This window comes from Soonwooa sp., assembly GCF_032062245.1.
Classification (GTDB): domain Bacteria; phylum Bacteroidota; class Bacteroidia; order Flavobacteriales; family Weeksellaceae; genus Soonwooa.
This window is the reverse complement of record NZ_DAMBQF010000016.1, coordinates 32,266-56,469: the sequence shown is the minus strand read 5'-3', so window position 1 is coordinate 56,469 and position 24,204 is coordinate 32,266. Positions and strand designations below refer to the sequence as shown.

Below are 24,204 nucleotides of genomic sequence, written 5' to 3'. Positions count from 1 at the left end.
AACTAATTTACTTCCTTAATTATCCTAATGCAAACTTACCATTGAACGGCATGTTTGAGCTCATCCCAAATAACAAGGAAAAAGCTTGGCTTTGGGATAGCGAGTAGTGAAAGCGGGATTAGCTCCTGATTATAAAATAGATGAAAACTAGGATTTGAAATTTGGAAATAGCACAAAATAATAACGTAATTTGTGGAAAAATAGCAGAAATGCAAATCATCGAAAGTTTCCAGAACGAGAAAATAAAGAAAATTAGTCGTTGGCTAAGCAAAAATAATGACCGAAAAAAAGCCGAAGTTTTTTTGGTGGAAGGTCAACAAGAAAATGAACGTGCACTAAATTTTGGCTACGAGGCTGTAGAGTTTTATGTTGCACCAGATATTTTTGTAGGCAAAACACCAACCGAAAATGTGAATTTTGTAAGTAAAGCGGTGTACGAAAAAATTGCATATCGTGGGACGACGGAAGGAATAATTGGTGTCTATAAGAATAAGGAACTGAATTTGGCTTCGCTAAAACTAAAAGAAAACTCTACAATTATCATTTTGGAAAGCATTGAAAAGCCGGGAAATCTGGGCGCAATCTTGAGAAGTTGCGAGGCTTTTAGTATTGATGCTTTGATTGTGACTGATCCAAAAGTTGATTTTTATAACCCGAATGTTATCAGAAGTAGCGTTGGTTGTCTTTTTGGAATGAACTTTTGTGCGGTAAGTAATGAAGACGCTTTCGACTTTTTGAAAAGAAATGCTTTTGAAATCTACACGACTTTTATGTCTGACGATGCGCAACCGCTAGACTCGCGTAATCTAAAACAAAAAAGTGCTGTACTTTTTGGGACTGAACATTCTGGACTTAGTGATTTTTGGAAGGAAAAAGGAAAAAACACACTGATACCGATGGCTGGAAGTATTGACTCTTTGAACTTGAGTAATGCTGTTGCGATAACTTGTTATGAAGCACTTCGTCAAAAAATGAAATAAAAAAAACCGTTTCGAAATCGAAACGGTTCTTTTTTTTACAAATAATTTTTAATTATTTTGTAGCTTCTTTTACTTCTTTAGCAGCATCTTTAACTTCTTTAGCAGCATCTTTAACAGTTGCAGCAGCAGAGTCAACTTTAGCAGCAGCTGAATCAACAGTAGCTGAAGCTGAATCAACAGTAGCAGCAGCAGTATCAACTACAGCAGCAGCTGAATCTGTGTTAGCAGCATCTACGTTTTCAGTTTTTTTACAAGCTACAAGAGCAACAGCAGCGATAGCAGCTACAAATAATGACTTTTTCATAATAAATTAAATTTAATTTTGTTTGTTATTTTAAATGAATTCTTTTCTGTTCTATCAATTTGAACAGGACAAAGGTATGGCAGCAAAAAAATTTGTGTTAGAAAATTAATTGTAATATCTTTGTAAAATAGTTTTACAATTAAAAGCACCTGTAAAACAGTTAATTATAAATTTTTCAACATTTGGACAATTTAGAAATTTTATACTTTGAACAGCTAAAAAAAGAGGTTCAAGCCAAGTATTTAGACAATCATACACCTTCCCACAATGATATTACTAAGTGGAAAGGCATTGACATCATATATTTTCAAGAAGACTTAAGAAAATACGCTAAAGGAAACATTAGTGAAAAGTCTTTTTACACTTATTTCAAAACCTCGCCAGTAAGCAAATTGCCAAGAATTGACATGCTTAATTTATTATCAAATTATGCAGGTTACGAATCCTGGTTTAATTATAAAAAGCTGAAGCCAATTACTTTACCTACAACTGAAGTAGATGAACCAGAAATAGAAATTACACCTACTGAAAAAACAGTAAAATTTGTTGAAAATTCAACAATGGATAAGCAAGCAACGATTGATGTTATTCCAAATAATCTTGAAGTTGAAAAAGTCGATAAAAATCTGCAAATTCAAGATAGAAATAATTTAGAAAAATCTACAAAAAAAGAAGTTTTACAATTAAACACTACTGAAGATCAACAAATTGAAACTTTATCTAGTATTTCGAAAAGAAATTTCTTCAAGAAAAACATTTGGTATATCATAACATCTGTATTAAGCCTTTCGATTTTATTCTTAATATTTCGCGATCAATGGTTATATAAAGATTACACATACAGCTTCATTGACTCTGATCGAAATACATTAATAAAAGATGAACTAGATGTAAAAATACTTAAAGAGAATGAATCTCCAATCCTAATAAGAATTAAACCGAACGCTCCTTTTAAATACACAACACAGAGCAAAACTTTAACTATGATTGTTTCTTCCCCTTTTTATAAAACTGATACAATCAAAAGGAACTTAGAAACAGCACCTGAAAAAGAAAACATTGAGCTAAAACCTAATGATTATGCGATTCTACTTTACTATTATTCTAGATCTATAAAAGATTTTAAAAAGAAAAGAGAACAGCTAAACCAATTAATTAGCGATGATGCACAAATAACGCAAGTCTACGACAACGAGACTTACGCTGTTGAGCGACTTGATAAACAAAAATATATTAGCCTTGTTACGTTACCAACCACTGCTTTAGAAAACCTAAATGTGATTGATACACAGATGAAAAATGGCAAAATAGTACTTATCCGTTTTAAAATTTCAACCAATGAGAATTAAAATACTATCCATATTTATAGCAATTTCTGCATGCATTAGTATTATTTCGTGTAACAAAAAGTACGAAGGCGAATCGAACATCAATGATGTTAAATACAAGAATAATCGCAATACGATTCCATCTGCAAAAATGGATAGCGCACAAGCTATAAACATTATAACTAAGCAGAAAATCCAAGACCTACTGGATCTTTCAACGCTTTATATTTCTGGAAATAAGGATACTGAAATTGACTCTGTAATCTATGCACAAATGCAAAGCTATTTTTTAAAAACGGATTCTACTCAACTAAAACCTCTATTCAAAGATCTTGACAGCCTAAAAGTCCGCTATGCGAGTATCAATAATTTAAATATCGAAAGAAAAATTACTGAAAAAGACACTTTTGATGTTGCTAAATTTAGTGTTGAATATTATAATAGCAAAAAAGCTTTTATTGGAAGTTATGATAGAAATGCCGAATATGTTTTGAAATCTGTCCCAGCTAAAGACAACAATGAATTTAAGTTTTATTTTAAAAATTTTTACACCGATCTAGGTAAGAAAAAAGATTCGACATCGGCGCAAACTGAAAGCAACCAGGATAAATCAAAAGAACAAAAAACATTGATTAAAGCAGAAAAACCTATCAAAAAGAAATAAAAAAAGCCTCCAAATGGAGGCTTAATTTTTAAATCTTAATCAGATTATTTTTTAACTGCATCAACGGCTTCTTTAACTTCTGCTTTTGCAGAATCTACTTTAGCAGCTGCAGAGTCAACTTTAGCTACCGCTGTGTCAACCTCTTTAGATAATGAATCTACTTTAGCTGCAGCCGAGTCAACAACGTTTGTATCAACTGTTTCAGCTTTTTTACAAGACACTAACACTAATGAAATGATCGCTAATGCTCCAATTACTTTTTTCATAATAAAATGTTTTTTAATAATTAATATATGTAAAATTTGTGTTTCGTCTTATCTTTAAGACATTACAAATATATGCAAGCTAATATTACAAATAAAATAATTCAATTGTATAGTTCTTGTAATTCAATTTACAAATTTACAATACTATAAATCACTTATTTACATAAAAACACAGATACTAAAATACAAAAACCTGATTAGGGATTATTAAAAAATCTAACCTAACATCTGAATACAAAACATCTACAATCAAAGAATTTGGTTTGTAAAAACTTAATCCAATTTTATTATTAACATTATTTTCGCTAAAGAATCGATCATAGAAGCCTTTGCCATATCCTACTCTATTACCTTTAGGATCACAATATAACAATGGCGTCAAACAAAAATCAAATTCCTTAATAGAGCTACCAACATTCGTTTTTGGTTCTTTTATATTCCATTTGCTGATAGAAAATTCAGTATCAGGTGTTACTTCAATAGAAACTAAGTTATCACCAACAACTTTCGGGACAAATATCTTAATATCATTTTTAAAACAATAATCAAAGAAAAATTGTGTATTAACTTCGTTCTTAGATGTTATTGGCAAAAAACAATGAATTTTTGAATTTGATTTTATGCTAAACTCTTTTAAAAAAGTTTCAAAAATCTGCTCAGAAAATAGAAAAACCTCGTCCTGAGACAAGGTCATTCTTTTATCTAAATATTTTTTTCTTAAAACTTCTTTTGTTTCAAAAATAGTTTCCATTATACCTCTTTAACCGAAATAATATTAACAGGACAAGCTTTCGCAGCTTTATCACACGACTCAAAAGCATCAGGAAAAGGCGTTTTAATGGTAAAAAACCCTTTCTTCTCGATTGATTTTAATAATACAGATTTACCATCTTTTTTAGACATTCTAAAAAATTCTGGTGCAAATTCCGCACAATAATTACAACCGATACATTTGTCTCTTTGTAATGTAACAATAACCATCAATCCTAGTATTAATGCGAATAAGCGCCTTCTTCAACATTATTTTGTTGTGTTCCTGGCTCTTCAACCTTCACAACTTTATAAAGTTTGTCCGATGGACGTACACGGAAATCAGTTTTAAAAGTAATAACGTCAGCCTTTGTTGCTTTTGTAGCACCTTCTTTACCATCCACCATAAGACCTTGGATTACCATTTCTTGAGATCCAGTTGTTGGACCTTGGATCAAAACAGTATCTCCTTCCGCCAAATCATAAGCTTCGATTAAGAATTCAGCAATTTCTGATTTTGGATAGAAATGGCGACCTTTTCCGATGTAGACTTTCTTTTGCGTAGCGCTAGATCCAGAATTATCAGACCACTCTCCCAATTCTTGACCAAGATAATAACCTGCCCAGAAACCTCTATTATATACAGTTTCTAGACGCTCCATCCATCCTTTTACTTTTTCTTGAGAGAAAGTTCCGTCTGCGATACTGTCAATCGCTTCACGATAACATTTTGTCACCATAGCCACATATTCTGGCGCACGACCACGACCTTCAATTTTCAAAACTTTAACGCCAGCATCTTCGATTTGATCTAAGAAACCAATTGTACAAAGATCTTTTGGCGACATCATATATTCGTTATCCAGTTCGATTTCGAAACCAGTTTCTTGATCGATAACGGTATATTTTTTACGACAATTTTGCTTACAAGCACCTCTATTAGCTGACGAATTGTTAGAGTGAAGACTCAAATAACATTTACCCGAAACCGCCATACAAAGCGCACCATGACCGAAAATTTCAACTTCTACTAATCTCCCAGAAGGTCCTTTAACTTGTTCTTTTTCAATTTGTGTCGCAATTTTTTTGATCTGAGAAATACTCAACTCACGACTCATGACCATAGTATCGGCAAAAAGTGCATAGAATTTCACGGTTTCGATATTGGTAATATTAATTTGCGTCGAGATATGAATTTCCATACCGATTTGTCTTGCATACGCAATAACCGCTTGATCCATCGCAATAACCGCTGTAAGATTAGCAGCTTTCGCTTTATCCAAAAGGGTTTTTATAATCGATAAATCATGGTCATATATAATCGTGTTAAGCGTCAAATACGTTCTTACACCCTTCTCTTCACAACGTCTTGCAATCTCAGGAAGATCGTCAAGTGTAAAGTTCATGGTAGCACGGGCACGCATATTAAGCTGCTCTACACCAAAGTAAACAGAATCTGCACCATTGTCAATCGCCGCTTGTAACGAAGTAAAATCTCCTGCGGGAGACATTAGTTCTATTCTTCCTGTCTTTGTCATTTTATTATTACTAAATTTTTTGCAAAGGTAATTAATTTATTCTTGTTTAAAATTAAAGGCAATTGATAGTTTTATTAACCTAAAATTATATCCTCTATGAGAAGTTTTGTCAGCATTCAAAAAAAATCATTGACAAATTTTCACATTTAGTAAAAATAAAAAGTATATTTCAAATCTTAAAAAGCCTTTAAAACCACTAAAAAACTCTTAAAATCGAGAAATATTTATTAATTTATATTTAATAATGGTTAAACTTAGTTAAATCTGTAACACTAAGTTTTTAGTTTATACATATTTAGCATTAAATTTGTTTAAATATTAAAATCAAAAACTAAAGGAAATATAAAATGAAGAATACATTAAAAAAACTAATGCCGTTAGCTGTAGTTGGGGTTTTATCAGGCGCAACTACTTTTGGAGCTATTAAATATTTTGATCCACATAATTCTGGTGAGGATTTTTCTTACTTTACAAAATCTAGTAACAATGCAAGCTTTGCTGGTCTTAATACTAGCGCAGTCGGAGATGACTTTGTAAAAGCTTCTAAGATGACTGTCCCTGCAGTTGTTACTATAAAAAATTATTCTAATAGATCTGCGCAAAGAGCGCCAGATAGCGATTTGTTTGATTTCTTCTTCGGGAATCCATTTGGAGGAGGAAGACAGCAACCGCAGCAACGTCAGCAACCACCTAAAAATATGCCTTCTGGTTTAGGTTCTGGTGTAATTATCTCTCCTGATGGTTACATCATTTCTAACAACCATGTAGTAGCAGGTGCTAGTAAACTAGAAGTTGTACTCAGTAATAAAAAGACTTACATTGCTAATCTAGTTGGTACCGATCCAAATACAGATATCGCACTTTTAAAAATTGAAGAAAAGGGTCTTCCTTATCTTAATTTCGCAAACTCAGACGCGGTTGAAGTTGGACAATGGGTTTTGGCAGTTGGTAACCCGTTAGGACTTAATTCTACAGTTACAGCGGGTATTATCTCCGCTAAAGGAAGAAGCATCGATCTGTTAAGTCAACAATCTAGAACGCCAATTGAAAGCTTTATCCAAACGGATGCAGCAATTAATCCGGGTAACAGTGGTGGTGCTTTGGTTAATGTGAGTGGTGACCTTATTGGTATTAACACAGCAATCTCGTCAAATACTGGATATTATGAAGGTTATGGTTTTGCAGTTCCTTCTAACTTAGCAAGAAAAATTGTTGAAGACATTAAGAAGTTTGGTTTGGTACAAAGAGGTTTCTTAGGTGTTGGTACACTTGATTTATCAAACGACAACCAAGTGATGGCTTACAACCAAGAGAAAAAAGCCAATTTAAAAACTGGAAATGGCGTCTATGTACGAGAAGTTAGCGATAATAGTGGCGCTGGTGATGCAGGTATAAGAATTGGAGATGTTATTACGAAAATCGATAACACAGACATCAATAGCTACGCAGATTTATCTTTCGTGATTGGTAGCAAAAGACCTGGTGACAAAGTTTTGGTGACTTATACCAGAAACGGAAAGACCAATACCGCTAACGTAACGCTTAAAGACCAAAAAGGTAATACCTCTGCAAGAAGTAAAGCTGATTTAACGGTTACTGAAAAAATCGGTAGTGAGTTCGAGCCATTAAGTGATAGAATTAAAACAAACTATGGACTTAACAGTGGCGTAATTGCTAGAAATGTAACCGAAGGTGGCGAAATGGACAAAATCGGAATCGTTGATAACTACATCATTATCGAAGTTAATGGAAAACCTGTTAACAGTCAAAAAGATGTTGAAAAAATCCTTGATGGATATTCTGGAAATGTACAAGTTAAATACGTTGACGAATACGGAAGAATGACAACTAGAGGTTTCAAAATGCCTTAATCAATAAACAAAATCCAAAAGAAAAGCAGCTCGAATAAGAGCTGCTTTTTTAGTTTTAAAACAAAGTCAATTTGGATGGATCACTTCCCATTTGTGGAATATGAATTTCTTTTCCCCAAGCTTCATTTAGTTTTTTAATAAAATGTGCGGACAAAAGTGGCGATGCTTTTTCTATATTTTGATGAACGAAGAAATACAAGTTTTCTAAACCTTCTTTCTTCCACGTTGTCAATCGCTCCAACCAATCGTCCAATCTTTGATAATCGTTCTCAGCATTAGCACCAACATATCTAATAAAAGCTGTTGGCGTCGTCAATCGCATGTGTAACATATCACGACGTCCAGCAGTATCAACAATAATATTGCTAACATTATTATCTTCAAACAATTTGCATGTTTTATCAAAAATCTCTTCATCTACAAACCATTCGGTGTTGCGAAGTTCGACTGCTAATGGCACTTCTTTAGGCCAATTTTGGACAAACTTTTCTAAACGTTCATAATCTTTAGGTTTAAAATTATCGTGTAACTGTAAAAAAACCATTCCTAATTTATCTCCGAAATTAAGAACCGAAGTTGCAAATTGTGTCACAACATCATCAATATTCAATAATCTTCGAAAATGCGAAACTGTATTTGTGATTTTTGGGAAAAATTTAAAATCATCGGGCGTTTTATCTTTCCAAGTTAAAACCTGATCAGGAGAAGGCATTCCGTAAAACGTTGCATTCAACTCAATGGAATTAAATTGCGTCGCATAATAACTTAATTCATCTTTTGTACCTTTTGGATAAAAGCCTTTAAGGTCAGTTTTATTCCATTTTGCACAACCGATTGATATGTCTTGCAAACCTTTTTTATTTAGTTTTAAAATAGTCTTAGTATGCGAATTATCTTGAGGTAGCCTAAAATCTATTTTTGAAGGATCTTCAACTTGTCCGAATTTCATTGTGATTAAATTTTAAATTCAAAGTTTAAAGTTAGAAAAAAACTGACATCTTTTGTAAATGTTTACTTCAAAAAAAGACCGCAGAAAATCTACGGTCTTTTTAAGTATCAATTAATTATAATGTCATTTTGTTATGCTTCGCAAGAAGAACAACTTACAAAGTTCACCATCAATTCTTTTGACACCGACGAACTTCTTTGGTAATATAGGGTTTTTACGCCTTTTTTCCAAGCTTCAATCATCACATAGTTAACATCCTTAACCGGCATTGTAGACGGAATCTGTAAGTTAAGTGACTGTGCTTGGTCGATATATTGTTGTCTTTGAGCGGCTTGTGATACAATTTCCATTGGAGAAATTTCTCTAAATGTTTTGAAAACTGCTTTTTCATCATCTGTCAAACCATCAAGATGTTGTACCGAACCGTGATTAAGCATCACATTTCTCCACGTCTCTTCGTTATCAAGACCTTTTTCTTGTAGCAATTTAGCAAGGTATTTATTTTTACGCATAAAGTTTCCTTTTGCTAAACCTGCTTTGTAATAGTTAGAAGCGAAAGGCTCAATTCCTGGAGATGTTTGCCCTAAAATAGCAGAACTAGAAGTTGTCGGCGCAATCGCCATCAGAGTTGTGTTACGAAGTCCGTAACCTTTTAACATTTCTGGTTCACCATAGATGTTAGCCAACTCTTTAGAAGCTTGCTCAGCTTGCTCTTTAATATGTCTGAAAGCTCTCGCGTTAAATTGTGTCGCTTCGAAACTTTCAAATGGAATCATATTCTTTTGTAAATAAGAATGGTAACCCAAAACTCCCAAACCTAAAGCTCTGTGACGCATTGCGAAATTACGCGCTGATGTCAAATAATAGTTACCTTCAGTTTTTTCAATAAACTCTGACAATACAGCGTCTAGAAAATAAATCGCCAATTTAACAGCGTTGGTATCTTTCCACTCGTCGAACAACTCAAGATTCATTGAAGATAAACAGCAAATAAACGACTCGTTGGTTGTCGATGGCAACATAATCTCCGAACAAAGATTACTTGCATTAACCATTAATCCAGCGTCTTTATAGACTTGAGGTTTATTTCTGTTAACATTATCTGTAAAGAAAATATATGGCAAACCTTTTTGCTGGCGGCTTTCTAGCACGCGCGCCCAGATTTTACGTTTTTCCATATCACCATCTACCATATCTTGCATCCAATAATCTGGAACGCAAACACCTGTAAACAAGTTTTGGATAGGACTTCCGATATCTTTAATTGATAAAAACTCTTCAATATCGCCATGGTCGATGTCTAGATAAGCTGCAAAAGCACCACGTCTAACACCACCTTGTGATACAACATCCATCGCAGTGTCAAACAGTTTCATAAACGAAACCGCACCCGAAGATTTTCCGTTGTCTGTAACAGCAGTACCACGATTACGCAATTCTCCAAAATATCCCGATGTACCACCACCGATTTTAGTTTGCATAATTACTTCACCCATTTTGTGTGTGATTCCTTCGATACTATCTGGAATATGAACATTAAAACATGAAATCGGCAATCCTCTTTGTGTTCCCATATTTGCCCAAACTGGCGATGAAAAACTAATCCAACCTTTTACAATCATTTCTTTGAAAGCTGGTTGCAATTCTGGTTTGAAAAGTCTTTTTGCCGCAGCAGTTGTAATACGATCAATTGCGCCATCTACAGTTTCACCTTTTAGAAGATAACCTCTGTTAAGCATTTGCTCGGACTCTTCGTTGAGCCACCAGATATCGATATTTTCGTCCATCATAATTTTATGTAAAACTCTCTTTACTTTGTATAAATTAAAAAAAACATTTAAAAGGAAAACTTATTAGACTCTATTTTCAAATAAATATATTAAATGATCTAATTTTCCACTTAGTTTTTCAACCTCTAATTTTAAATTTCTAACATTCTCTTCGAGTTGTTCTTTGTTCACATCAATACTTGTTGGCATATCACTATAAATATTATCAAGTCTTTGATTAATGGTTTCAAGACCTTCCTCATGCTTATTTAGCAAATCAATAATTTCTTTCATTAAAAATAAATTTTAAAACAAATCGTTAGCAGTAATCGACTTGTCATGCTTAGTATAATCTACAGGTCTTTTTGCAAAGAAATCGTCCATAGAGTTTGCGAATACTTCCTCCTCGAACCAAACCATTGGTCTGTATTGTTCTGGAGAAACATCGTAACGTGTTTTCATACCGATTTTTTTAAGAGAATCGTCAACACGGTATTTCATAAAGTTAAGAAGATCTTCTTTTGAAAAGTTATCCAATTCACCTTGCTCAAAAATCCAATCAAGAATTTCTGCTTCCAACGCGATAGACTCATCCACTAAAGTGTAAATATCTTCGATGTCAGAATCTGTTAAAAGATTTGGTTGCTCCTCTCTGATTTTGTTGATTAAATAAATACCAGCATTAGCGTGAATTTGCTCATCAACAGACGTCCAAGCAATAATGTTAGACACATTCTTCATGAATCCTTTGAATCTTGTAAACGACAAAATAATCGCAAACTGAGAGAACAATGATACGTTTTCAATCAAAATCGAAAACAACAACAAAGAAGAAACATATTCTTTCGGCGTTGTAGAATTAGCGTGTTTAAGAACGTTTGACAAAAAATCAATTCTTTTCTTAACTGCAGGAATTTCTACAACGCTGTTAAACTCTTCGTTGTACCCAAGCACTTCCAACAATCTAGAATAAGCTTCTGAATGACGGAATTCACACTCCGCGAAAGTTGCTCCCAAACCATTAAATTCAGGCTTTGGCAAGTGGTTGTAAAGATTTCCCCAAAATGTTTTAACCGAAACTTCGATTTGAGCAATTGCTAAAAGCGCATGTTTAACCGCAATTTTTTCATGTGGCGCCAATTGAGAATGAAAATCTTGAATATCTGCAGTAAAATCTACTTCTGAATGAACCCAAAATGATTTGTTAATCGCTTCCACAAATTGCAAAATCTCTGGATACTCAAATGGTTTGTAACTAACTCTTTTATCGAAAATGCCCATAATTCTTTAACTTTTTATTCGCGTTTTATACTTTCTAACAGTGATTTATTTCCTTTATAAACACTTATTTGTTTCAATTTCAATAATTTAGAAAATATGATTTTGAAACAAATCGGTCTTACAAAAATAGAAATTGAAAGTCTAAAAAGAAAATGCAAAAGCCCCGAAAACTCGAAATTTAATGTTAATGTTTGAAAAAGTTTTCCACAGAATTCACCAAGCTTTGATTAACAATAGGTTAGCAAAATCTTAATCTCTTTTTATCCACAATGATGCTTTCAACTATTAAACAAAAATATACATCATATTGATATTCAACAATTTAAAAACAAACAAGAAGCGGTGTGTTGATATAAAATAAGAGAGCTTAAAATTTAGAAAAAAAGACGAGATAAAATTCGTATCTTTGTAGACAAACTTGGGGTTGACTGGTTTCGACAGCAAGACCAATGTGTAAGTAAGCATGCAGAGAACCGTAGCGCGATCTCTTTAATCCCTTGCTACAAAATTTTAACTGGCAACGAAGAGTTCGCTCTTGCAGCTTAATCCGAAGTTTAGTAGGTTCTGAGCGCTTTCCTGAAGATAGTAAGGAAGCAAGATGTCTCACCAATGTTCTGTTCTGCGACGTTGGATTCTGGGGCATAGGAATGCGGAAATAAGGTTTTGGAAGCTTCGTCCAAAACACGAAAATTTTAGAAGATAAGATGTAGGTTGGGTGTTTGCTCTCTGCCTATGTTCGAAAACCAATAGCAAAATAAGCATGTAGAAAGCTTATGTATTGCTTGTTTGGACGAGGGTTCGAATCCCTCCAACTCCACAACACATGAAATTAAGGTACTCACTAGAGTGCCTTTTTTTATGCGTAAACACCGATAAACACTATCAAAATACCCAACACAAGCCTTACATTAACGATTCTATCAAATTGCAATTAATTGCATTAACTTGAAAAATTGTCGGTACAAATGTCGGTACAAATTTAATTTTGCTATTTTTGTAACGACAAATCACTAGTATGGCAACCACTAAATTGTTTCTGAGAGTTAAAAACTCTCCTACCCCTACGACTATTAATCTAAGAATTAACAACGGTAGAAGCTTCGATCTAACTGTAAGAACACCTTACAAAGTAATTTCCAACGAATGGGACGAACAAACCCAAAGACGGAGAAATCCATTTGAGAAAACAACACCGAGAAACCCAGAGGGCAAGCAACTTAAAAAAGAAATTGAAACGCTTAATAATAATCTGACTTTATTAGAAGTAGATTTTCAAAACTTTATAACCATTAACCCAAACGCTAGTAAAGATGAGGTTAAGAAGTACATAGAAGATAAATACTTTCCTACAAAATCAGCAAATAAAAAAGTAGCTACTCCAAAAAAGAATGAGATCCCCGAACTATTTAGCGAGTGTATAGAATTCTATATTCGAGAAAAGAGCAAACGCATTACAGGGAAACAAATCCCTATTTCTGTTGCTACCCATAAGAAGCTAACTACGATAAAGAATAATATCATTAAGTATAAGAAGTCTTTAAAACTAAATCAGGTTGATGATAATTTTAGAGACAACTTTACACAATGGATGCAAGACTTACAATATAGTAGTAGCACTATTATTAAAGACTTAAAATATATAAAGTCTATAATTAAGCACTTTTCCAAAAAAGCGAAAATAAGTATTGATCCTTTAAATTGGGAATTTATTACCGAGAAGCAAGATTTTACATTTCCTATTTTATCCTTTAAAGAACTTGAACAAATAGAAAACACAATCTACCCACACGAATATTTGGAAAATGCTAAGGATTGGTTAATTATTGGATGTTACACAGGTGCAAGGGTATCGGACTTGCTAAATTTTAATCACAAAAATATAATTGAAGATAATTTACTACAATTCTCACAAAAGAAAATCCAGAACCAAACCAACGATGCAGAAGAAATTATCTTTTTACACCCTAAAATAATTAAGATACTTAACAAAAGAGAGGGGCAATTCCCAAGAAAAATATCAGACCAACGCTTTAACGAATATATTAAGATAGTAGCTAAAACCGCAGGATTAACCAATATCATGTTAGGCGGAAAGATCGACAAAAAGACTAAGAAAAAGAAAGTTGAAGAATACGAGAAATGGGAATTAGTTACCTCCCATATTATGCGAAGAACATTCGTCACCTTATTTGTTGGCATACTAGACAAAGACCTCATCAAAACACAAACAGGGCATAAAACAGATGAAATGGTTAACCACTATGACAAGACCGCAAAAATTGATAAGGCTAAGCAAGTGAGAGAAAAATTTGAAACCATACTAAAAATATCATAACCAATGGAAAATTTTAATTTACCCTATCTGCCTCCAAAAAGAGAAATAGAAACTTCTGCTATTTTAAAACAGTTATCCAAATCACATCGCTTTTTGGCAGAGTTAAAAGGAACGGTTAAAACTATTCCAAATGAAAACATTTTAATAAACACACTTACATTACAAGAAGCAAAAGACAGTAGTGAAATAGAAAACATTGTGACAACTCACGATGAGTTATATAAAGAAAATATTTTAATAGAAAGTAAAAACCCTGCAACAAAGGAAGTTTACAGCTATGCACAAAGTTTAAGACTAGGTTTTGAAATTGTACGAAAAGAAAAACTCTTACTCAACAAACATATTGTTGAGATACAAACTACTTTAGAACACAATAACGCTGGATTCCGTACACAAGCTGGAACAAAATTAGTCAACAATCTAGGACAAACCGTCTACACGCCACCGCAAGACAGTAGCGAAGTTTTAAACCTCATGGCAAACCTAGAAAAATTTATCAATGATAATGAATTTTCTGATTTAGATCCGTTAGTAAAAATGGCAATAATACATTATCAATTTGAAAGTATACATCCATTTTATGATGGCAACGGTAGAACGGGCAGGATAATTAATATCTTATATTTGGTATTACAAGGACTTTTAGACTTACCGATTCTATATTTGAGCCGATACATTATCCGTAATAAAATGGATTATTATACAATTCTACAAGGTGTAAGAACACATGAGGATTGGGAAAGTATGATTTTATATTTACTAAAAGGGGTTGAGGTTACCGCACAACAGACAATTGAATTGGTAGAAAATATCAAAACATTAATGCAGAACACTAAGCAAAAGTTAAGATCAGAATTACCAAAAATATACAGTCAAGACCTCATTAACAATCTATTTAAAAATCCTTATACCAAGATTGATTTATTACAAAAAGATCTACAAGTATCTTATTTGACTGCAAGGAAGTACTTAGAAATACTTACAGAAAAGGGATATTTACATAAAGTTCAGATAGGAAAATCAAGCTATTATATTAATGAACCATTATTGCAACTTTTTATAAACTAAATAAAAACGTTTATACAAAAACAGCATTTTGTATAAATGACAATCCTAACGTTTATAAGAAAACAAATATTTTATAAGTGAAATTAATAACGATTATAAAATAATCAACAATTTGAAAATAACAAAAACATCAAATCATTAACCCTTAAATTTTATTATTATGGAATTCTTAAACAAAGTAAAATCATTAAATGGCTACGCATTTATCGTAGACTTTAGGCTTGAAAGTAAAAATATCGCTATTGGATATTTCAAAATTTATAGCGAGGATATTATGCTTAAAGCGATTGTTAAGGCTGATATTAAGTGGTATGGCGAAGAGCCTTCTATTATGAAAAAGGAAGTTGAACTTATCAGAACTTGGAAGAATATGCTTAAAGTTAAAATTAGTACAGAAGAAAAATTAGCTATTGAAAAAATAATCGCTGAAAAAGTATATGCAGACGACATTTTCCCAATGCGAGAAGCTGCGACAACTTTATAATTTAAAACATGGCAACCGTTACAAATAAATAAAAGTTATGGACTTTATTGATGATGACCATATTGGCGATTATCTACAAGATGATTATATCGAAAATCTAATATATGATAGATTTGCTTACACAGAAGAAGAATTGCATAAAATAATTGCTGACTACGAAAGCAAGATCCCATACAAAAATGAAATTGACAGAATAGCATTTACATTATTTAGTGGAGAAATGACAAGATTAAAATTATTAGATTACTTTATTGATAATTTTAATCAAACTAATAAATCATTTACAGATTTAACAAAGTTCAATCAAATATTTTATTTCTTAAATAAGTATCAAAAAATAAGTAAAGAACGTTATAAGCAATTAGTTTCAAAAAAATATAATTTCGATTATGGTAGAAGAGATATTAAAGGAGAGACTTTAACACATCAAACAACACTAAAAAATTTAGAAATTCTTTTTAATAGTAATGAATCTCAACAGGAATAAAATAAGAATGAAACAGGAATAAAACAGGAATAAAACTATATTTCCTTTGCGCTAATAATATTTCATTAGCTATGAGCGCAATACAATTTCTCGGGATTTCCCTGAATGACCTTATCACAGAGTTAAAAAACTCTTTAATTCCCGAACTAAAGGCACAACTATCTGCCGAGTTCCAACCAAAACAACCAAGCGAATACCTTACACGTTTGGAAGTATGCAAACTCTTAAAAATAGATCTTAGCACATTACACAGATGGCGCAAAGATGGAATAATTTCTAGCTTCGGGGTTGGCAATAGAATCTACTTTTTACGATCTGACATTGACGAATTAATCTTAAAAAACAAATTGAGTTAATGAATACGTCTTTATCATTACTCGATGAGGTATCGAGATTCTTTAACGCTGATACTTTAGAAGTAGATCCACGCAAACCAATTACACTTGAAAAACTTACCAATTATGAGTTTCAACTTTTAGAGGTTGAAGTGCAAGAGGGCGTTAACAACACCACCGAAGCCATTGGAAGTATGCTAGAGGAACTAAAAAAAGGAAGTCTTTACTAGGCTTCCTTTAGTTCAAATCGCTGTAAAAGTGGCAACCATTACAACACAACAAAGATAAAAAAAATAAATGGATTTTATCAATTCAACATCAACTAACCTAGATTTAATTGATGCTATAAGCAATTCTAAATTTCTAAACCTATCCAGCCAATCACTAAACAAAGACATCTTTAGAATAGGTAAAAAAGGTGTAAAAGTGGTTTTAAAAAAGATTAATGGCAGTAGTAATTACAACAAGGTAGACATCGCAATAAAACCGCATTACTACATTAATAACGACATACACAATGGCGACCAATTAAATATCGTCAACCTAGAAAGTGCATTAAGAGAAATTGCTTACAAACTAAATATTGAACAATATACCAAAATATTAAAACCTACTTCGGCAGATGCTGGCGTTAATATAATTCCCGATCAATTTGACAGCAAGGATATTGTTAACCAAGCTTTGTACTTTAATAAGAAACCTTTGTTACAAGTGCATTCTCATCTTCCCTATTTTAAGTCAACAAAGAAAAAAGAAACTTATCCAACGATAAGCGCAAAAATATATCATAAAGGCTTACAATATCCCAACATCATACATCCAAATACGTTGAGGTTTGAGAATATGTTTTGCACCGCTGAAAAGTTACAACGAGATTTTAGAATACATTCTTACAATGATTTATTAAATCCCGATATAATTAGAAGCCTTTATAATAGATTGCTGAAATCGTGGGAACATATTTTAATATTAGACCAATTACAGAACGATTCGGGCATACATGATATTCGGTATTATGAAAATGAGTTTCATTATCGCAATGGTCTTAGAAATGCACGAATAAACTATTATCAGCAGTTCGGATATTGGCACACCGAGTTAAAGAAACAACTCACTTATGAAATCGAGCAATGTTTTTTAAAAATGCAAATTCCAGCTTTAATAGATAGTTGGAATATGCACAAATCAGAAGAAAAAGACATAGTTAGAATTTGCACAAAAAGGAATTGTAATGTAACAGGATTGGATATTAGTATGCAGAAAATCCAAAGTAACTACATTAACATTTTAGCATTACGATATTACTACGATCATTATCCCAAAATCTATAAGCAAATCGAAAACAAATATCTGAAAAGTAAGAAACGGAATTTAGATTTAGAAGCACAATTTTATTACATCGCTCACAATATTCGGAACAAACATTTTAACACCATACACAACCGAATTAAGTTCGAGCAACGCAACTACCCACCAAATCAATTACAATTTAATTTTTAGAATATGACAATACAAGAACTAGCCAAGCAACTAGGCACAACAGAACAAGAAATAATTAATATCGGACTATCGGAAGGAATCCTTAACCAAGACGGAACACCAACAGAGAAAGGTTATAATCTGGGTTATTTTGAGGAAGTTCCCGAAATGAGTTATCATAAACTTATAGAAATACTTTCACAGCTAGAACCAGCAGATTTACAGAAATTAAAAAATGAGTTTATAAATCCATTATCTGAATTAAACTAAAATACAATCCTAAGTAATAAAATGAAAACAATACTATTAAACCTAGCCGAACAAAGTAACTTTACAATAATGCAAGTTGTAACAATCCTCAGAATATCTTTAGTATTCGATAAACACGACAATATTAGACAGAAATACAAAGATGCAGACCTAACCGCCATTTGGGAGAAAATCCCTAACAAGGAACTATTATTGGAAGTCTATAACAATCGTAATAAAAAACGCCCGAAGTATTGATATTTTAAATATCTTAGGAAAAATTATTACTATGAAGAAATTCTTAATTGCAACAATAATTCTATGCGTAGGATGTTCAGAAAAACCAGCAGTACAAAAAAAATTAACTACAAAAGAATTAGAGGATCAAAAAATACAATCTGATTCGATGGTAGTTTTTACTGAAGCATTTCTAAAAAGGGAAAAAATTAGAACTGAACTAATATTATTAACAGCTGACTCCATATCAATTCCGAAAAAAGACCAATACAACTTAGTATATGATGTTTTAAAAGAAAGTAAAAATATTAATAACAATGATCCAATCTTAAAAAATGATTTGATAAAAAAATTATCTACTAAATATCAGTTATCTGAAAAACAAATTATAAAAATCTTGTTTGATAATTTTATAACAAATGACTTAGAAATAATAAATGGAGGAACAACACAAGCTCTAGAATAAATATAATAGATTAAACCTTTAATGATAATAAATCCCCCCTTTCAACACAAATCAAAATCAAACACCCTTTAATCATCATAATTAAAAGACTTTAAAAATAATCTTAGATAATAACAGAAGCAAAAGAAACTAGGGACGATAAGAAATCGACTTTCAAATTCTGAAACAATTCAACGAAAACAATAAGGGCGGGGTAATTTATTCAAAATAAATATCCCGTTTTTTTTGTGCCCTATCTGTATATATCTAACCTAACAGTCTTTCACTCGCTATTAATATAAATCGACATTTTAAAACTGAAAATCACATAAAGACTTGAAGCATAAATAATATTTGACAATTTTGTCAAAATATAAAATTATCCCTAAAATGTATAATTAGAATTGATTATCGGTAATTGAACTCATGCTAATCTACTGACAAGCTTCAGAAAAAAATACAAAAGGTCATTAGAGCAAAAATCTAGAATATTATAAAACATAGAAATCAACTTAACTCAAACAATTGTCGGTACAAATGTCGGTACAATTAATTAAAAACAATTATAACTAATTGATAATCAATTTATATTGGTAGTCCCTCCAACTCCACAAAAAAACCTCTGAAGAATCAGAGGTTTTTTTATTTCTAATATCTAATAAATTATCTATTTAAAAGTGAGACAATTAGCTTTTTAGTATTAAAATCAAAGTCATTAGAAATTACATTATCATTAATTGACTTTTTCTTATCCGGAAATAATTCAATAAGTTTTTTCTTATTCTTAGGAAATTCCACAAATTTTCCGTCCTCCAATTTCAAATAATATTGATCTGGCTCTTCTCTAAATCGATTCGGTTGATCTTTATCAAAAGAAGATGCCGCATATTCACCTTTCTTAAATGTCTTGGAAATTTTACGATATGCACTTACCTTATCACCTTTAATATATTCAAACAAATAAGATTTCGTCGATTTATTCTTATATATAATATCTCCCAATACAACAAATTCATTTGTTGACGGAAAATAAACAGGGCTGTACCAATCTTCTTTGCCCATCAATAGCATTTGTCCATTCTGAAGAAACTCAAACTGATCTAGGCTAGCATTATATCTAACACTAGTCAACTTTTCAGAAGTTCCAACTTTAGCTTCCGAAAAAAGATCATTGTTTATGTAAGGAATACCTTCTGTTCCTAAATCAGTTTTAAATCCATCTTTCAAAAAAATACTTTGAGCATTCAAACTCATATTTTGGATGTGCAACGGCGCGGCTTCCTGAGCAAATATTAAAACTCCCGAAAGAGATAAAAATGAAATAAAAATATTCTTCATGATTTTTTTCTTTTAAATATACTAAAAATTCAGTCCCGAAATTAATAATTGTAACTTTGCTTTAGTATCTATGACCACAGTAATATAAGTCGGTGTTAAAATAAATTTACTTGGTTTAAAATCGACAACTTGACCTGATAATTTTAATCCTGGAAAATACTCTTTATTAAAATTCTCTGTCAAGCTTTGTTTAGACGACGTTACTATATCTTTCATAGGGATGCCATATTCTTGCTCCACCATTTTTCTAATCTTACCTTCGAACAAAACTGTCACAGCTTTTTGAAAATTGTTTTTCGTTTTTAAATTAAAATCTGTATTTGTTAAAACAATCTTTTGTCCGACTTCATCATAAGCAGCTTGTCCTTTAATAAAAGACGTTCCATTAACATAGCCCGAAGTCGTAATTTTTAAAACAATATTATCTTTTTCTGGATATACAGAAATGGCTTCTACTTTAACTTTTCGAGAAGAACTGCCAAGTTCGATTTCCTTATGTGAAAACTGTTTCTCTGCTAAAATACTTGCTTCATTAAAACTAATATTAGTTGTTGTCTGTAGCACAAAATCATCAGAAATATCAGGTTTAGAAATGTAATTAGGAACTTGTTTAACCAAAGCTGACGCAGACGGCACTTCGCCTACGAAAGTCTCAGAAAGAAGGCTAAGACCAACATTTGCCTTAATCTTATCTGCATAGACTTCAATGGGTTTTAAATATGTTCTTTGAGGCGTAATTTTTAACCAAGTATTATATTCTTGAGAAATATTAATTGGCTTTGCAAACTGATTCCAAGCAAGGACTAAGTAAGGTTGTAACTTAAAAGAATTTTTAATCTGTGCATCTATTAAAGAAGTGAATTTTGATTGTTGTTCTTTAAGTGTTGATTCAATAAAGCTAGCAACGGGGATTTTGACTTTACCGTAATCGAGAACTGGTTTTTCTTTCCAAACAAAACCTGCGCTTTGTGTAGATGTTGTCAAACTCCAATCTGGATTAGTAGAAATTGAAGAAACAAAATTCATCACTAAGTTAAAACTTGTGTCTTTATATAAGTAAACGCCCATCGTCCCATAACCTTTTTCGGTCCAAATCTGAAGTGGAACAGAAAACATCAATCGGTTATTGGTTAAGGCTTTCAGCTTAATATCGGATAACTTGTTGACTTTAACTTTGAATTGGTCATTATTGTTATCCGTAAAAGATTTGTCTTCGTAGATGGTTCCTGTAACAGATTTATTAACCAGATTTTCAATTTCGGAGATTGGAAGTTGTATCGGAATACTAATATTGGAAGGGATCTGTGGTAGATCGAGTTTGGGATTAGTTGTCGTTTGGCTCCATCCCAAAACAAAATATAAACTACATAACCAGCTAAGGAAAATTTTCATTCAACTATTTTAAACAAAAATAATAGAATTCTAGTTACTATAAAAATAAAAAACGCCTTACAAAAGCGAGGCGTTTTATTATGATCAAACGAAGATTATTCTTCGGTCTTTTCTTCTTTAGAATCAGCAGCAGGAGTTTCTTCAACTTTCGCTTCAGCAACAGGAGCTGTTTCTTCTTTTTTAGTAGCAGGTTTTCTACTTCTTCTAGTTGTTTTCTTCTCTTCAGCTTTAGGGTTGTAAAGCTCGTTGAAGTCAACAAGTTCAATCATAGCAGTATCTGCACTATCACCAAGTCTGAAACCAGTTTTGATGATTCTTGTATAACCGCCATTTCTTTCAGCGATTTTTGGTGCTACAGTTCTGAAAAGCTCTGTAACAGCTTCTTTACTTTTAAGGTAAGAGAATACAGTTCTTCTATTGTGAGTTGTATCTTCTTTTGCTTTAGTAAGAAGAGGTTCAACGTAAGTTCTTAAAGCTTTAGCTTTAGCAACTGTAGTGTTGATTCTTTTATGTTCAATTAGGGAACAAGCCATGTTAGACAGCATTGCTTTTCTGTGCGGCGCCGTTCTACCTAAGTGATTGATTTTCTTTCCGTGTCTCATTGTAAGGATTATTTATCAGCGTCTAACTTATATTTTGCAACATCAAACCCGAAATTTAGTCCTTTTGCGTGAACCAATTCTTCAAGTTCTGTTAAAGATTTTTTACCAAAATTTCTGAATTTCATCAAATCAGACTTACTGAAGGCAACAAGTTCTCCAAGAGTTTCTACTTCTGCCGCTTTCAGACAGTTAAGGGCTCTTACAGAAAGATCCATATCTGCTAATTTTGACTTAAGAAGTTGTCTTGTGTGAAGTGTTTCTTCGTCATATTGGATAGATGCTTTAACAGCTTCAGTCTCTAGAGTAATTCTTTCATCTGAGAATAACATAAAGTGATAAATTAATATCTTAGAAGCTTCTGTTAAGGCATTTTGAGGTGTGATAGAACCATCAGTCTCAATATCCAAGATTAGTTTTTCGTAGTCTGTTTTTTGCTCTACACGATAATTTTCGATGCTATACTGTACTTTTTTAATTGGTGTAAAGATAGAATCTATTGCAATAGTACCAATTGGTGCATTGTTAGACTTGTTTTGTTCTGAAGGAACGTAACCTCTACCTTTTTCAATATTGAAAGTAATCTCAAAGTTAACGTCTTTAGTAAGGTTACAGATAACAAGATCTTGGTTAAGAACCTCGAAATTATTGATCCCTTTACCTAAGTCACCAGCCGTAATAACTTCTTGACCAGAAATTTTTACATTAACTTGCTCACTAGATGGGTTTTCTGTTGTAGCCTTAAGACGAAGTTGCTTAAGATTAAGTATGATTTCAGTAACATCTTCGATCACACCTGGTATAGTCGAAAATTCGTGCTCTACGCCCTCTATTTTGATAGATGAAATAGCATATCCTTCCAGAGAAGAAAGCAAAACTCTTCTCAATGCATTACCGATTGTTAATCCAAATCCTGGTTCAAGAGGTCTAAATTCGAATTGACCTTTGAAATCTGTAGAATTAAGTAGGATTACTTTATCTGGTTTTATAAATGTTAAAATTGCCATAGTATGGTTGAGCAAAAATTTGAAAAAATTATTATTTAGAGTATAATTCGACGATTAACTGTTCCTTGATGTCTTCCGGAATTTGGATTCTTTCAGGAGCAGAAACGAAAGTACCTTCTTTCTTCTCGTCATTGAATTGTAACCACTCGTAGTTAACTTTAGATGCTAAAGAGTTAGCGATAACTTCTAGTGATTTTGATTTTTCTCTTACTGCAACTACATCACCAGCTTTTAATAAATAAGAAGGTATGTTAACCAACTCACCATTAACAGTGATGTGTCTGTGAGAAACTAATTGTCTTGCAGCAGATCTAGTTTTTGCATAACCTAGTCTGTATACAACGTTGTCTAGTCTAGACTCACATAATTGTAAAAGAACTTCACCAGTTACTCCTTTGCTTCTATCAGCCTTTTCGAAAAGGTTAGCAAATTGTCTTTCTAAAATACCGTAAGTATATTTAGCTTTTTGCTTTTCAGCTAACTGAATAGCGTATTCAGACTTCTTAGCACCTCTTCTTTTGTTAGGTCCATGTTGTCCAGGCGGTTGGTTTTTTCTTTTTTCAAAGTTTTTATCATCTCCGTAAATTGCTTGACCAAATTTTCTAGCAATTTTAGTTTTAGGTCCAATATATCTTGCCATTAGGGATAAATTCTAAAAATTAAACTCTTCTTCTTTTAGGTGGTCTACATCCGTTATGCGGCATCGGTGTAATATCAACGATTTCGCTAACTTCGATTCCTGAGTTGTGGATAGTTCTGATAGCAGACTCTCTACCCGCACCTGGACCTTTTACAAACACCTTAACTCTTCTAAGACCAGCTTCGTAAGCTACTTGAGAACAATTTTCTGCTGCCATTTGCGCAGCAAAAGGAGTATTCTTTTTAGAACCTCTGAATCCCATTTTACCGGCAGATGCCCAAGAGATTACTTCTCCGTTTTTATTTGTTAAAGAAATGATGATGTTATTGAAAGAAGCTTGAATATGCGCTTCACCAATAGCCTCAACTTTTACTTTTCTTTTCTTAACAACTTTAGTTTGTTTTGCCAT

General features: G+C 32.4%; 29 protein-coding genes and 1 other RNA gene. 15 read left to right on the top strand and 15 right to left on the bottom strand.

Annotated elements, in window-relative coordinates:
- Positions 1-209: 209 nt before the first annotated feature.
- Complete coding sequence (locus RT037_RS09165) at positions 210-980, top strand: TrmH family RNA methyltransferase (RefSeq protein WP_313030235.1); 771 nt, start codon at positions 210-212, stop codon at positions 978-980.
- Positions 981-1,032: 52 nt separating this feature from the next.
- Here the strand turns inward: RT037_RS09165 and RT037_RS09160 are convergent, their stop codons facing one another.
- On the bottom strand, positions 1,033-1,284 hold the full coding sequence (locus tag RT037_RS09160) for a hypothetical protein (protein WP_079667241.1): 252 nt from the start codon (positions 1,282-1,284) through the stop codon (positions 1,033-1,035).
- Between the two features lie 182 nt (positions 1,285-1,466).
- Here RT037_RS09160 and RT037_RS09155 point away from each other — a divergent pair, with 182 nt between their 5' ends.
- On the top strand, positions 1,467-2,633 hold the full coding sequence (locus RT037_RS09155) for a hypothetical protein (RefSeq protein WP_313030231.1): 1,167 nt from the start codon (positions 1,467-1,469) through the stop codon (positions 2,631-2,633).
- Positions 2,623-3,276, top strand: coding sequence for a hypothetical protein (locus RT037_RS09150; protein ID WP_313030229.1), 654 nt, complete (start codon positions 2,623-2,625; stop codon positions 3,274-3,276). Before RT037_RS09155 ends, RT037_RS09150 begins: the two co-directional genes overlap by 11 nt.
- Before the next feature lie 44 nt (positions 3,277-3,320).
- Here the strand turns inward: RT037_RS09150 and RT037_RS09145 are convergent, their stop codons facing one another.
- The 4 genes from RT037_RS09145 to RT037_RS09130 all read right to left on the bottom strand — a co-directional run bounded on the left by RT037_RS09145 (position 3,321) and on the right by RT037_RS09130 (position 5,830).
- Positions 3,321-3,542 (bottom strand): hypothetical protein, encoded by a 222-nt coding sequence (locus RT037_RS09145; protein WP_313030227.1) that lies wholly within the window; start codon positions 3,540-3,542, stop codon positions 3,321-3,323.
- A 178-nt stretch (positions 3,543-3,720) separates the two neighbouring features.
- Positions 3,721-4,293, bottom strand: a complete 573-nt coding sequence (locus RT037_RS09140) for a 5-formyltetrahydrofolate cyclo-ligase (RefSeq protein ID WP_313030223.1) — start codon at positions 4,291-4,293, stop codon at positions 3,721-3,723.
- The gene (locus RT037_RS09135; protein ID WP_313030221.1) at positions 4,293-4,523 is read right to left on the bottom strand and encodes a ferredoxin; all 231 of its coding nucleotides are present in this window, start codon (positions 4,521-4,523) and stop codon (positions 4,293-4,295) included. The genes RT037_RS09140 and RT037_RS09135 overlap by 1 nt, the downstream gene beginning before the upstream one ends.
- Positions 4,524-4,534: 11 nt before the next feature.
- Positions 4,535-5,830, bottom strand: a complete 1,296-nt coding sequence (locus RT037_RS09130) for a peptidase U32 family protein (protein WP_312324810.1) — start codon at positions 5,828-5,830, stop codon at positions 4,535-4,537.
- A gap of 347 nt (positions 5,831-6,177) precedes the next feature.
- Between RT037_RS09130 and RT037_RS09125 the strand changes: the two genes are divergently transcribed.
- The gene (locus RT037_RS09125) at positions 6,178-7,701 is read left to right on the top strand and encodes a trypsin-like peptidase domain-containing protein (protein WP_313030215.1); all 1,524 of its coding nucleotides are present in this window, start codon (positions 6,178-6,180) and stop codon (positions 7,699-7,701) included.
- Between the two features lie 55 nt (positions 7,702-7,756).
- On the opposite strand, the gene RT037_RS09120 is transcribed toward RT037_RS09125, so the two are convergent.
- The 4 genes from RT037_RS09120 to RT037_RS09105 all read right to left on the bottom strand — a co-directional run bounded on the left by RT037_RS09120 (position 7,757) and on the right by RT037_RS09105 (position 11,700).
- The gene (locus RT037_RS09120) at positions 7,757-8,650 is read right to left on the bottom strand and encodes a DUF72 domain-containing protein (protein WP_312323762.1); all 894 of its coding nucleotides are present in this window, start codon (positions 8,648-8,650) and stop codon (positions 7,757-7,759) included.
- Between the two features lie 131 nt (positions 8,651-8,781).
- Complete coding sequence (locus tag RT037_RS09115; protein WP_312323763.1) at positions 8,782-10,437, bottom strand: ribonucleoside-diphosphate reductase subunit alpha; 1,656 nt, start codon at positions 10,435-10,437, stop codon at positions 8,782-8,784.
- Positions 10,438-10,503: 66 nt separating this feature from the next.
- The gene (locus tag RT037_RS09110) at positions 10,504-10,713 is read right to left on the bottom strand and encodes a hypothetical protein (protein ID WP_313030211.1); all 210 of its coding nucleotides are present in this window, start codon (positions 10,711-10,713) and stop codon (positions 10,504-10,506) included.
- Between the two features lie 12 nt (positions 10,714-10,725).
- On the bottom strand, positions 10,726-11,700 hold the full coding sequence (locus tag RT037_RS09105; protein WP_079667232.1) for a ribonucleotide-diphosphate reductase subunit beta: 975 nt from the start codon (positions 11,698-11,700) through the stop codon (positions 10,726-10,728).
- 420 nt (positions 11,701-12,120) lie between these two features.
- Between RT037_RS09105 and ssrA the strand changes: the two genes are divergently transcribed.
- The 11 genes from ssrA to RT037_RS09050 all read left to right on the top strand — a co-directional run bounded on the left by ssrA (position 12,121) and on the right by RT037_RS09050 (position 18,840).
- Positions 12,121-12,520, top strand: a transfer-messenger RNA (tmRNA) gene (gene ssrA, locus RT037_RS09100).
- Between the two features lie 195 nt (positions 12,521-12,715).
- Positions 12,716-14,035, top strand: coding sequence for a phage integrase SAM-like domain-containing protein (locus RT037_RS09095; RefSeq protein WP_313030207.1), 1,320 nt, complete (start codon positions 12,716-12,718; stop codon positions 14,033-14,035).
- Between the two features lie 3 nt (positions 14,036-14,038).
- On the top strand, positions 14,039-15,103 hold the full coding sequence (locus RT037_RS09090) for a Fic family protein (protein ID WP_312322971.1): 1,065 nt from the start codon (positions 14,039-14,041) through the stop codon (positions 15,101-15,103).
- Between the two features lie 160 nt (positions 15,104-15,263).
- A complete protein-coding gene (locus tag RT037_RS09085) occupies positions 15,264-15,587 on the top strand; it encodes a hypothetical protein (RefSeq protein WP_312322972.1) in 324 nt (107 codons plus the stop codon).
- A gap of 37 nt (positions 15,588-15,624) precedes the next feature.
- Complete coding sequence (locus tag RT037_RS09080) at positions 15,625-16,074, top strand: hypothetical protein (RefSeq protein WP_313030204.1); 450 nt, start codon at positions 15,625-15,627, stop codon at positions 16,072-16,074.
- 71 nt (positions 16,075-16,145) lie between these two features.
- On the top strand, positions 16,146-16,430 hold the full coding sequence (locus RT037_RS09075) for a helix-turn-helix domain-containing protein (protein WP_313030202.1): 285 nt from the start codon (positions 16,146-16,148) through the stop codon (positions 16,428-16,430).
- Positions 16,430-16,639 carry a hypothetical protein gene (locus RT037_RS09070; RefSeq protein WP_313030199.1) on the top strand — a complete coding sequence of 70 codons (210 nt, stop codon included), beginning with the start codon at positions 16,430-16,432 and terminating at the stop codon, positions 16,637-16,639. Before RT037_RS09075 ends, RT037_RS09070 begins: the two co-directional genes overlap by 1 nt.
- 67 nt (positions 16,640-16,706) lie before the next feature.
- Positions 16,707-17,909 (top strand): hypothetical protein, encoded by a 1,203-nt coding sequence (locus RT037_RS09065; RefSeq protein WP_312322976.1) that lies wholly within the window; start codon positions 16,707-16,709, stop codon positions 17,907-17,909.
- 3 nt (positions 17,910-17,912) lie between these two features.
- Positions 17,913-18,158, top strand: a complete 246-nt coding sequence (locus RT037_RS09060; RefSeq protein ID WP_312322977.1) for a hypothetical protein — start codon at positions 17,913-17,915, stop codon at positions 18,156-18,158.
- 21 nt (positions 18,159-18,179) lie between these two features.
- Entirely contained in the window at positions 18,180-18,395 is a 216-nt protein-coding gene (locus RT037_RS09055; RefSeq protein ID WP_312322978.1) for a hypothetical protein, read from the top strand.
- A gap of 31 nt (positions 18,396-18,426) precedes the next feature.
- On the top strand, positions 18,427-18,840 hold the full coding sequence (locus RT037_RS09050) for a hypothetical protein (RefSeq protein ID WP_313030193.1): 414 nt from the start codon (positions 18,427-18,429) through the stop codon (positions 18,838-18,840).
- Positions 18,841-19,482: 642 nt separating this feature from the next.
- On the opposite strand, the gene RT037_RS09045 is transcribed toward RT037_RS09050, so the two are convergent.
- The 6 genes from RT037_RS09045 to rpsK form a co-directional block, all read right to left on the bottom strand.
- Entirely contained in the window at positions 19,483-20,157 is a 675-nt protein-coding gene (locus tag RT037_RS09045) for a hypothetical protein (protein WP_313030191.1), read from the bottom strand.
- A gap of 21 nt (positions 20,158-20,178) precedes the next feature.
- A complete protein-coding gene (locus tag RT037_RS09040; RefSeq protein WP_313030189.1) occupies positions 20,179-21,549 on the bottom strand; it encodes a DUF4403 family protein in 1,371 nt (456 codons plus the stop codon).
- 95 nt (positions 21,550-21,644) lie between these two features.
- Entirely contained in the window at positions 21,645-22,151 is a 507-nt protein-coding gene (rplQ, locus tag RT037_RS09035) for a 50S ribosomal protein L17 (protein WP_313030187.1), read from the bottom strand.
- An 8-nt stretch (positions 22,152-22,159) separates the two neighbouring features.
- A complete protein-coding gene (locus tag RT037_RS09030; protein WP_079667199.1) occupies positions 22,160-23,155 on the bottom strand; it encodes a DNA-directed RNA polymerase subunit alpha in 996 nt (331 codons plus the stop codon).
- A 31-nt stretch (positions 23,156-23,186) separates the two neighbouring features.
- Entirely contained in the window at positions 23,187-23,795 is a 609-nt protein-coding gene (rpsD, locus tag RT037_RS09025) for a 30S ribosomal protein S4 (protein WP_079667198.1), read from the bottom strand.
- A gap of 19 nt (positions 23,796-23,814) precedes the next feature.
- A complete protein-coding gene (rpsK, locus tag RT037_RS09020; protein ID WP_009087288.1) occupies positions 23,815-24,204 on the bottom strand; it encodes a 30S ribosomal protein S11 in 390 nt (129 codons plus the stop codon).

What these genes read in the sequence shown, in the direction of transcription:
- RT037_RS09165 (WP_313030235.1), top strand. Translation starts at nt 210, where the DNA reads ATGCAAATCATCGAAAGTTTCCAGAACGAGAAAATAAAGAAAATTAGT.
- RT037_RS09160 (WP_079667241.1), bottom strand. Translation starts at nt 1,284, where the DNA reads ATGAAAAAGTCATTATTTGTAGCTGCTATCGCTGCTGTTGCTCTTGTA.
- RT037_RS09150 (WP_313030229.1), top strand. Translation starts at nt 2,623, where the DNA reads ATGAGAATTAAAATACTATCCATATTTATAGCAATTTCTGCATGCATT.
- RT037_RS09145 (WP_313030227.1), bottom strand. Translation starts at nt 3,542, where the DNA reads ATGAAAAAAGTAATTGGAGCATTAGCGATCATTTCATTAGTGTTAGTG.
- RT037_RS09140 (WP_313030223.1), bottom strand. Translation starts at nt 4,293, where the DNA reads ATGGAAACTATTTTTGAAACAAAAGAAGTTTTAAGAAAAAAATATTTA.
- RT037_RS09135 (WP_313030221.1), bottom strand. Translation starts at nt 4,523, where the DNA reads ATGGTTATTGTTACATTACAAAGAGACAAATGTATCGGTTGTAATTAT.
- RT037_RS09130 (WP_312324810.1), bottom strand. Translation starts at nt 5,830, where the DNA reads ATGACAAAGACAGGAAGAATAGAACTAATGTCTCCCGCAGGAGATTTT.
- RT037_RS09125 (WP_313030215.1), top strand. Translation starts at nt 6,178, where the DNA reads ATGAAGAATACATTAAAAAAACTAATGCCGTTAGCTGTAGTTGGGGTT.
- RT037_RS09120 (WP_312323762.1), bottom strand. Translation starts at nt 8,650, where the DNA reads ATGAAATTCGGACAAGTTGAAGATCCTTCAAAAATAGATTTTAGGCTA.
- RT037_RS09115 (WP_312323763.1), bottom strand. Translation starts at nt 10,437, where the DNA reads ATGGACGAAAATATCGATATCTGGTGGCTCAACGAAGAGTCCGAGCAA.
- RT037_RS09110 (WP_313030211.1), bottom strand. Translation starts at nt 10,713, where the DNA reads ATGAAAGAAATTATTGATTTGCTAAATAAGCATGAGGAAGGTCTTGAA.
- RT037_RS09105 (WP_079667232.1), bottom strand. Translation starts at nt 11,700, where the DNA reads ATGGGCATTTTCGATAAAAGAGTTAGTTACAAACCATTTGAGTATCCA.
- RT037_RS09095 (WP_313030207.1), top strand. Translation starts at nt 12,716, where the DNA reads ATGGCAACCACTAAATTGTTTCTGAGAGTTAAAAACTCTCCTACCCCT.
- RT037_RS09090 (WP_312322971.1), top strand. Translation starts at nt 14,039, where the DNA reads ATGGAAAATTTTAATTTACCCTATCTGCCTCCAAAAAGAGAAATAGAA.
- RT037_RS09085 (WP_312322972.1), top strand. Translation starts at nt 15,264, where the DNA reads ATGGAATTCTTAAACAAAGTAAAATCATTAAATGGCTACGCATTTATC.
- RT037_RS09080 (WP_313030204.1), top strand. Translation starts at nt 15,625, where the DNA reads ATGGACTTTATTGATGATGACCATATTGGCGATTATCTACAAGATGAT.
- RT037_RS09075 (WP_313030202.1), top strand. Translation starts at nt 16,146, where the DNA reads ATGAGCGCAATACAATTTCTCGGGATTTCCCTGAATGACCTTATCACA.
- RT037_RS09070 (WP_313030199.1), top strand. Translation starts at nt 16,430, where the DNA reads ATGAATACGTCTTTATCATTACTCGATGAGGTATCGAGATTCTTTAAC.
- RT037_RS09065 (WP_312322976.1), top strand. Translation starts at nt 16,707, where the DNA reads ATGGATTTTATCAATTCAACATCAACTAACCTAGATTTAATTGATGCT.
- RT037_RS09060 (WP_312322977.1), top strand. Translation starts at nt 17,913, where the DNA reads ATGACAATACAAGAACTAGCCAAGCAACTAGGCACAACAGAACAAGAA.
- RT037_RS09055 (WP_312322978.1), top strand. Translation starts at nt 18,180, where the DNA reads ATGAAAACAATACTATTAAACCTAGCCGAACAAAGTAACTTTACAATA.
- RT037_RS09050 (WP_313030193.1), top strand. Translation starts at nt 18,427, where the DNA reads ATGAAGAAATTCTTAATTGCAACAATAATTCTATGCGTAGGATGTTCA.
- RT037_RS09045 (WP_313030191.1), bottom strand. Translation starts at nt 20,157, where the DNA reads ATGAAGAATATTTTTATTTCATTTTTATCTCTTTCGGGAGTTTTAATA.
- RT037_RS09040 (WP_313030189.1), bottom strand. Translation starts at nt 21,549, where the DNA reads ATGAAAATTTTCCTTAGCTGGTTATGTAGTTTATATTTTGTTTTGGGA.
- rplQ (WP_313030187.1), bottom strand. Translation starts at nt 22,151, where the DNA reads ATGAGACACGGAAAGAAAATCAATCACTTAGGTAGAACGGCGCCGCAC.
- RT037_RS09030 (WP_079667199.1), bottom strand. Translation starts at nt 23,155, where the DNA reads ATGGCAATTTTAACATTTATAAAACCAGATAAAGTAATCCTACTTAAT.
- rpsD (WP_079667198.1), bottom strand. Translation starts at nt 23,795, where the DNA reads ATGGCAAGATATATTGGACCTAAAACTAAAATTGCTAGAAAATTTGGT.
- rpsK (WP_009087288.1), bottom strand. Translation starts at nt 24,204, where the DNA reads ATGGCAAAACAAACTAAAGTTGTTAAGAAAAGAAAAGTAAAAGTTGAG.